We start from the raw sequence: 1,196 nt of genomic DNA on the forward strand, positions 1-1,196 counted from the left end.
GTTGTTCGGGCGGTTCACCGCCTCCCCGTCGTGCAGGAAGTCCTTCATCTCGATGTTCAGCTTGGTCGGCTCGTCGGCATACTTCACGTTGAAGGTATAGTAGCTTCCATCCTCGGTTATCACCGCCAGATTGGTTTCGCGGGAGAAGTCGCGCAGGGCGGCCTTCACCCGGAGTACGTTCTCCGAGCCGTCCGCCTTGCCCGCGATGATGTCGGCGGAACCCAAGTCCACATATTTGATGGTGGCGGGAAAGATGATATGCACGGTCTTGTAAAACGTAACCTCCAGCGCATACGGGGGTATCATCCGGTCGAAAGTTATCGGGCGCGTCAGCCCGTCGAACAAATCACCGGTGGACGGGCTTTGTTTTACCCCATCATCGCCCGTTTCAGTTTGTCCTACTGTTTCTTCCGTTTCTTTCAAGTCGGTTTCTTCCACGACCCTTTGCGCATGGGCTTGGGTCATTGCGGCCATGAGAGCCGCCATAAGCATGATTTTCTTCATTCTTCCTTGTGAATAATAGTGATACATAAAGTTATTTCTTTGCCACGAGCAGTACCGCGTGGTTCGCCTTGAGCGTTACCTTGACGGTGCGGAACTTCGTGGCGAGGTATTGCGACAGCCCCTGTATCGCGCCGCGTCCCAAGTCCGAGGCCAGTTGCGCCCCGGCATTGGTGGAGATGTTGATGCTGCTGCCCATCGTGGAACCCATGTTGGCCGCCATCTCCTTGAGCGCGGTCAGTTCCTGCGACCCCGGCACGGAAATGCCTTTCATGCCGCTTGGGTCATACACTTCCAATTCCACCGGCACGACCGTCCCCTTATAGGCGATGGAGCTGATGGTCAGCTCCATGCGTTCCCCGTTGATGCGTGCCGTGGCGGTCAGCACGGTGTTGGCCGGGACATACATGCCCCCGACATCGACCGGCTCCAGCAGGCGGATTTCCGCCTCCTTGCCGTCGCTTACCGTGACCGTGCGCCGGATGCAGGCACGGATGCTGTTCCGGGCCGATACGCCCGCATGGTCCGACACGGTATGGAACCCCATGTTGTGCGGACGGCTGTACCGCTCCATGAACTCGGCATCGGACATCGGTTGGGCCAGCATCGACACGACCTGCTCCGCCACCTGTGTGACCGGGCTGACCGTCCTTCCCTTCGTTTCCGTTACGGGTACGGACTTCGCTCCGCCACCA

Annotated in this window: 2 protein-coding genes; both read right to left on the reverse strand. The window is 58.7% G+C overall.

Annotated elements, in window-relative coordinates; all coding sequences use genetic code 11:
• Positions 1 to 504, reverse strand: a 504-nt coding sequence (locus M3090_RS15285) for a DUF4138 domain-containing protein (RefSeq protein ID WP_249057702.1), incomplete at its 3' end; no start/stop codon positions are given.
• A gap of 31 nt (positions 505 to 535) precedes the next feature.
• Positions 536 to 1,196, reverse strand: a 661-nt coding sequence (gene traM, locus M3090_RS15290; protein ID WP_249057698.1) for a conjugative transposon protein TraM, incomplete at its 5' end; no start/stop codon positions are given.

It is taken from the genome of Bacteroides sp. ET71, assembly GCF_023336905.1.
Classification (GTDB): Bacteria; Bacteroidota; Bacteroidia; order Bacteroidales; family Bacteroidaceae; genus Bacteroides.